Source organism: Serratia sp. H1w, assembly GCF_000633355.1.
Classification (GTDB): Bacteria; Pseudomonadota; Gammaproteobacteria; order Enterobacterales; family Enterobacteriaceae; genus Chania.
On record NZ_AYMQ01000096.1, the window covers coordinates 1 to 6585 of the forward strand.

At 58.5% G+C, this 6585-nt stretch carries 4 protein-coding genes; all 4 read right to left on the reverse strand.

Annotation, left to right across the window (positions count from 1 at the left end; translation table 11 throughout):
- The coding region (locus tag U869_RS0121670) for a DUF6531 domain-containing protein (RefSeq protein ID WP_025122956.1) at positions 1-2354 on the reverse strand (2354 nt) is incomplete at its 3' end.
- A 10-nt stretch (positions 2355-2364) separates the two neighbouring features.
- The gene (locus tag U869_RS0121675) at positions 2365-3153 is read right to left on the reverse strand and encodes a DUF4123 domain-containing protein (RefSeq protein WP_025122957.1); all 789 of its coding nucleotides are present in this window, start codon (positions 3151-3153) and stop codon (positions 2365-2367) included.
- Positions 3150-5495: a type VI secretion system tip protein TssI/VgrG gene (gene tssI / locus U869_RS0121680; RefSeq protein ID WP_025122958.1), complete on the reverse strand. Its 2346-nt coding sequence runs from the start codon at positions 5493-5495 to the stop codon at positions 3150-3152. Before tssI ends, U869_RS0121675 begins: the two co-directional genes overlap by 4 nt.
- Positions 5496-5515: 20 nt before the next feature.
- The coding region (locus U869_RS0121685; RefSeq protein ID WP_025122959.1) for a type VI secretion system baseplate subunit TssF at positions 5516-6585 on the reverse strand (1070 nt) is incomplete at its 5' end.

Sequence of the window (6585 nt, forward strand, 5' to 3'; positions counted from 1 at the left end):
TTGTCCTCTCTATCTAGGCTCCAGGTGGTTTTCTCGACTACTCGGCCCCGCGAATAGCGGTATTGGGTCTCCTGTCCGTCAGGCGTTCTCACCCAGGTGCACTGCAACTCACTGTTATAGCCATACTCGGTACGGTTGCCCAACGGGTCGGTTTCGCTCAACAGCTCACCGCGTTCACCGTATTCGTTGCTGTGGATCGCCCCGTCCGGGTCAACCTTTTTCACCAGGCGGCGGAAGCGGGTATCGTGTTGCCAGGTCTCCCGTGAGCCATCCTGATGGAACACGGTGACGGCACCGGGTTGCTCATCCCACAGAAAACGCTGGTCAAAGTTCGGCAGGTTGCTCCAGTGGCGCACGGTACGGACCTGCTTGCCTTCTCCCTGCCATTCCCAGTAAAACTCGGCTCCACCCGCCAACTGCCGCAGGCTGAACACATAGTCTTCGCGATATTGGTAACGCTCGGCTTCTCCCGCCGCATTGATAGCGGCACTCAGTTGCCCCCGTTCATCGTACTCATAGGTCATCAACGAGTAGGCTGCATCCTCTCGTCCGGACTCAGGGATCAGGCTCAATTGCGTCAGACGCCAACCCTGCGGTAACTCCTGATAGCTGAACTGCAAAGCGGCACCGGCCGGGTGCTCCAGCCGTACAGGCAAGCCATCGTGATAATGCAGGCTCAGCCGCTGTTGGCGATGTGATAGGCCGGTTATGCGCCCGAACGTCTCGCCTGGAACTCTCTCCACATGCAGCACCCAGCCCTCTAGGCTACCGGCCATCAGGCAATAACTATCGGGTTTCTCATCCAGATAGGCGGCTGCCCCGGCCACATAGTTAAGCCCACTGGGGGAAACGTCGGTAGGCAACGGCAGGATGGTGGTGAGGGCCTGATGATCGGTCCAGTGCAGTTCATCACCGACAAACTCCACCTGATGCTGCAGGCTGTGGCTCCAGCCAAAGCCAAACACCGACGGGCACTCAACGGCAGTGGTACGGTACTGACGCTGGAAGATAAAGGGCGTCAGGCCAATCAGTTGCCCATCGTCCAGGGTGAGCAGTTCCTCGCCGTTGATCAGCGAAACCGGGCAACCGGTTGTTCCGGTGCACTGCGAGTTCACCGTGGATTTCCCCGTCGCGTCTGTCGCGGGGGTATTTTTCACCGTGCCCGAATTATCGACCAGGCCAGTCTGGTGATTGGGCCCCACCAGGTTCTCTCTATCCGGTTTCAACCGGCTATTAGGCTGGCGTTTAAGGTTCGGTAGACGCGTCTTTTCAAAGAAGCGTTTGACCAGCTCCAGGGTGGCAAACAGGACCGTCTTCAGACCTTGCCAGACATGCTGCATGGCGCTGCCCAATTTCTTGAGCAGGCGACCCACCTTATAGACCAGGAACGCCACACCCAGCCCGGCGGTCACCAGGGTCAGCAGCGCCCCGAAGACAATGCCGACCAGCGCATCACCGATAATGGAACCCCCGACCTTCACCATCGGTTCCAGCAGGGCCCCCCACGGGTACATGCGCAATTGCATGACCACCGAACGCATAAACAGATACAACCCGGCTTCGTCATTGAACAACGCCAGCAGCTCACGGGTCATCTGCTTGCTGCCCTCCAGCAGCGTCTTCAGTTTCTGTTCATCCAGTTGGGTGATCAGATCCTTATACTTGCTGGCTTCCGCATAGATTTTCTGTCCGTATTTTGCGGGATCGGTGATCACGTTGTAGGCCAGTTTTACGTCGTCCCACAGCCCGAACATGCCCTCGTACAACCCATCTCCCAACGCGGTCAACAGGCCTGCATTAATAGGGCTGAGCTGCCACTGTGGCTTATAGGCCTGCCATTGCGTTGACAAGGCATCGTACATCTCCAGCATCAGGCCGTCATAGGCTTGCAGCATCTGGTTATTATGCTGTTCCAACTGGGTATCGGTGGCTTTAACGTAATACTTCTTGCCCGCAGTCAAGCCGGGAAAGAGCGCCATACCTTGCTCATCGGTTTGTTTCGTCGCCACCTTCGAGTCAAAGCCAAAACTGACATCTTCATAGATCTCGATGGTCACATCGGGGATAGGCAGGTCAAGCGTGGACTCATAGGCAAGTGCGACCGTGATCACACCACTCTTGGGGCAGGTCACCACACTGCTCTCAAAACTGCGATCGTTTTCAGATACGACTTTTTTACTGTCGTTGAGCCGCAGGGTTTTCTCCATCTCCAGCGTCGGCCCACCCAGGCTTCCGGAAATGCTGCTGGCGGTGGCCCACTCCTTGACGATCTGCCGATATTCTTTAGTCAACAGGGTCTTGTTCTTGAAGCTCAGCAACGCATTGTCAATACTCGCAATATATTCGGTCGTCATAGTCCATTACTCACGGTCGAAAAGAGGAAACGTTAAAGGTGCTCACCTCGAACGGATTAGTACGGCGATTCAACGTATCTACCAGCGCCTGAGATAGCCGTGCGGTTCGCTTCTTCGGATCGGGGGTCTGTTGCCAGACCTGTGGGTACAGTCGCATCGCAATCTGGCGCAGCACCGGTTCCGGCACGGCTTGATAGAGTTCAAACTCATTCTCGCGCAGCCAGGTCAGCAGGTTGGCGATCAGCGGTGACGGATCTTCATCCAGCAGGGAGTCCACCATGCCTTGAGGCACCTGCCACCACGGGCTAACCGGGGCCTGCGCAGTGGGATCTACCGGGCAGGTAAATACTTCGCCGTTTACCCAGTAATCGGAAAACGCCGGCAGAATAGTGCGCCAGCCATCGCCAAAATAGTGCAGGTAAGCCGGTAAGAAGCGACCATCCCAGTAACGGAAAAACACCGCTTTGCCGCTGGGCATAATCACCTGAGTTAAACCAGCAAGGTGGGCGGCCAAAGCGGCCTGCGGCAGCGGTGAACGCGCCAGCCAGCCCCAATTGCGCAGGGGTGTTTCTGCCACCCAGCGCAGGAACGGACTGCCTTCATTGAGCTGCACCATCACTGGCATCACCTCGAACCAGTTGGCATAGGGCGTGTTGGCATAGAGCCCATAAGGCGTGCGGCTGCCATCTTCCCGGTAATAAGCTTTAATACCTTCCGCGCCATTGGTATTGGCCAGGATGGCATACAGCGGTGTTCCGGCCGTGTCTCTGACCCAGTCCTGTACGCGTTTTTTGCTCATGACTTTTTACCCATCTTTTTGAATAACGCATCCATATCTGCAGATTGCGAGCCTTTGAGCTTCTCGCTGGCCATATTCAAATAGTCTTTAGCGGTTGCTCCGGACAGTTGGCCGACATCAACCATCCCGGCCAGTCCACTGATAGGCAACGAGCCAACGTTAGGCAATGCTTGAGAGACACCGCCTGTCGAAGCCCAACCACTGCCCGGCATCGCCTGAGAAATCCCGCCTGTTGAGGCCCAGCCACTGCCGGGCATCCCTTGAGCGCCACTGGCCGTTGCCGGTATCGCCCCACCGGATTGCTGTACGAAGCCGCTGGAGATATTTTTGCCGGGGGAAGCCGCAACCGCAGGCGATTCATCTATCGCGCAGCCGCCCTCTTTGCATTTCTCACACTCTTCACAGTAGGGGGCGTCACTGCTGAGCACACCCTGCTGAACCAGCGTTGGGGCGGCCAGCAACGGCACGACACCCGGCATCTTCAGGTTGACGCCCTGTCCGCTCCCCGCAGAACCGCTACCCACCAGCAACGATGACGAGGTGAAAATGGCCCCCGGAGCCAGTTTGATAAAACTGCCCCCGGCCTTGAGCGTCAGCTCACTGCCCGCCGAGAGGGTGATTTTGGCCCCGGCTTCTACCGACACTTCCTGTCCCGATTTCACTACGTAGGCACTGCCGACCTGCAAATGGGATTCGCCATCGGCCAGTTCGGACTTTTTACCGCTGGTGTGCAGAGTAAGCTCGCCCTTGATGCGGCTTTCCCGGTTGCCTTCGATTTCACTCAGGCTGTTGCCGCCAATTTTGCTGTGCTGGTTGGCGCGGATGTCCCAGTGCGCGTCGTTATTCACCAACGCCTTAAGGTCTTTCTGCGCGTGCAGGAAAATCTCTTCGCTGCCCGCCTCATCCTCAAACGACAGTTCGTTAAAGCCCTCGGCCTTGTGCGATTTGGTGCGCCAGACCGAGCGGGTCTTGTTGTCCGGCAGTGGGTACGGCGGTTTATTCAGGCCGTTGTAGTAACGCCCACTGACCACCGGGCGATCGATATCGCCGTTCAGGTAGCTGATCAGCACTTCCTGGCCGATGCGCGGCAACGTCACCGAACCAAAGCCGTCCCCCGCCCACTGGTTGGAGACCGGTACCCAGCAGGACGCTTTTTCATCCGCCGGGTCGTAACGGTTCCAGTGAAAATGCACCCGCACCCAGCCCAGTTCGTTGACGTACAGCTCTTCGCCTTTCGGCCCGACAATGGTCGCCACCTCATCCCCGTCGGCCAGCGGTTTGTAACGGTAGTTTGGTCGCCAGTCGATATTTCCCGGCGCAAAGGTCAATGCGTTGGTGAATGTCGTACCGCCACCGCTGCTCTCTTCTTCCAGCGCAGCAGGCTGTTCCCCACGGTGGCTGACGGTGATCACCTGCCAGCGATCGTTACGTGCCTGCACCGGGTGGCCCTGCAAGGTGAAAATCGTGCCCGGCATCAGCCGGATACTGTTGGTCTCTGCCTCGCCCTGTTGGGTGCCAGCCTGCATCGCTTCCAGCCGCAGGGTACTGAACTGCGGCCCGGTCTGGTCATCCTGATAGCGCCCATAGCTCTCAAACACCGAGTATTGAGTCGTCTCACCGCCCAGTTCCGGGTCGCTCTGCTTGAATTGCAGCGGATGGTCGGGTCGCCGGTGTTCACGATCTTTGAGTACGCTTTCCCGTGACTGCATGAACGCCCCCAGGGTCAACCGATGGGCAATGTCGCCCTGGGTGGGTGACTGGATATGCGGGTTGAAGGTCACCGGGACACCCTCGGTCATCCCCAGGTGCGAATCGCCGTACACCAGTTCGTTATCTTCAAACCAGAAGGTGATCCCCACCTCGGCCATCAGCCGCAGGATGAAGTCCAGGTCGCTTTCGCGCTTCTGGGTCACGTATTCGCGTGGCGGGTAGGTCTGCTGGAGTTGGCTTTGGTAGGGGATGTGGTGCTCATCCAACACCTTGTTGACGATGTCCGGCACCGATAGAAAATGGAAGATCCGGCTGTCTTGCTTCAAACTCAGCACCCAGACATCCGGGCGGATCACCGCCTGATAATAGGTACGGCGAAAACCGCTTTCCCCCTGGGTCAGGCTGGCAATCAACCCCGGGATCGTGCGCTGTTCCTCGCCACTGATGGTGACGGTCAGCGACCCCGGTTGCAGCAGCTGTGCCGCCAGTTCGATATCCGACCGGGTGCTGACCAGGCTCACCGTCAAGGTAAACAGGGTCGACAGCCCTTCTTCCAGGGTAAAGCCGGCCACGTCAAAGGTGTCCTCGGGAAGTTCACCCAGCTGGCTGCTGAAAAATAATCCGTTGTCCATCGTTCACTCCTTGTGGTGTCTCACATCATGGCCCGTTGGCCGCGCGCCAGGGGTAATGCCCAGCGTTGCTGTGAAGGTTCGGTTATCACGTCCAGCAACAGGAAGCTGTTGGTGGTCAGACAATGGGTAAAGAACACGCTCAACGCCGCCGCAAAGGTGTAGCCTTCGCCCGGGCTGTCGAACGCCGTGTCATCCAGCGTCAGGGTCATCTGCAGGCCACGCCGCAACCGTTCGCCCATCAGGGTATTCACCGGTTCGGTCTTGACGGCCAATATGCCCCCCACTGCCCGCCGGATGTGCCGAACCTGGGGCAGGTTGTGCCGGGCATGCAGGCAAAAGTCGTCGATCGCCCGCTGCACCGTTTCCCGGTGGTTGAGCAAGGCCGGACTGAACGACAGGCAGGCCATCAGCCGCCAATGGTGATGACTATCCACCACCGCCGGGTAGGGCGTTGAAAATCGTGTCACGGTGGTGACATCCAGGGTATCGGTCACTGCCATGCCGAGCAGGAAAGGCGAGCCAATGGGTAACGCGGGCGTACTGGCCGTCGTGGTGAGCAGGTCGCAGACCACCGCGCGACACGGCGGCTCAACCAACGGTTCCCCAGCACTGTTGCACAACACCAGCTCATGCTGCATCCGGCCCAGCACATCTCCGCGGACCTGCACGCGGTAAAACAGCGCCAATGCGGCGTCGGGCGCATAACGCGATTCCGGTGTCAGTTCGCTGTCGGGCAGAAAATGCACCCGTCGGCCTCGCCTCAGCGTGTCTGGCTCCTCCAGCATGCTGACGCCGGTAATGGCATACACCCAGCGATCGCCGTCATACGGCAGCGGATAGACACTCTGCCCGGGTAACAGCCGCAGAGGCGTGCTTTTCTGTGCCGCCAGGCTGATCACCGGAACGCAATGCAGCTGAAAGGCCGAGGCCACCTGCGCCTGCGTGAGCGGGATCTCCCCGTCGAATGAGAGGATGACGGTAAAGATGCGGCTGTTCCCCAACATCAGTCCGGAACGAACCGCGCCAAAATCCAGCGTCAGGAAATCATTCACATGGGGCAGATACAAATACTCGGCCAGGCTTTGCAACG

What these genes read in the sequence shown, in the direction of transcription:
- U869_RS0121675 (WP_025122957.1), bottom strand. Translation starts at nt 3,153, where the DNA reads ATGAGCAAAAAACGCGTACAGGACTGGGTCAGAGACACGGCCGGAACA.
- tssI (WP_025122958.1), bottom strand. Translation starts at nt 5,495, where the DNA reads ATGGACAACGGATTATTTTTCAGCAGCCAGCTGGGTGAACTTCCCGAG.